This window comes from Mesorhizobium sp. M4B.F.Ca.ET.214.01.1.1, from assembly GCF_004791545.1.
Classification (GTDB): Bacteria; Pseudomonadota; Alphaproteobacteria; order Rhizobiales; family Rhizobiaceae; genus Mesorhizobium; species Mesorhizobium abyssinicae.
Genome location: NZ_SRUX01000123.1, coordinates 1 through 365 on the forward strand (window position 1 = coordinate 1; position 365 = coordinate 365).

The 365-nt window shown below is 62.5% G+C and carries 2 protein-coding genes; both read right to left on the reverse strand.

Going from position 1 to position 365, the window contains the following annotated elements; genetic code table 11:
- Positions 1 to 169, reverse strand: a 169-nt coding sequence (locus tag EN857_RS33575; protein ID WP_189522833.1) for a site-specific integrase, incomplete at its 3' end; no start/stop codon positions are given.
- A gap of 10 nt (positions 170 to 179) precedes the next feature.
- Entirely contained in the window at positions 180 to 332 is a 153-nt protein-coding gene (locus tag EN857_RS33580) for a histidine kinase (protein WP_126087369.1), read from the reverse strand.
- Between the last annotated feature and the right edge of the window lie 33 nt (positions 333 to 365).

A 365-nucleotide genomic window follows, 5' to 3' on the forward strand; every position in this document is an offset into this window, starting at 1 on the left:
CGTCGAGATAGGCGCGGATATCGGCCGCTCCCGCTCCCGCCAGGCCGCCGCCAATGGCTTCGGAGGCGTCTTCGAGGTCGCGGCGGTAGGAGGACAGCGTGTTTTCAGCCGCGCCCCGCTCGGCGCTCATCATCTCCAAAAAGGCTTCGATGCGGGCCGCGCTGTTCATCTGGCCGGGGTCAGTTCTTCTTCGGATTGAGCTTTTCGGCGGGAATGCGCACGCTCATTTCCGCCTTCTTCGGCTCCACGAACATCGCCAGCGCGAACATCGCGCCATAGATGACGCCTGCAAGAACCGCCAGCGTCACGACAAAGCGAAACAATGTCGGCATTCAGTCTTCGCCCGTCTTCCGGTTCTGCGATTC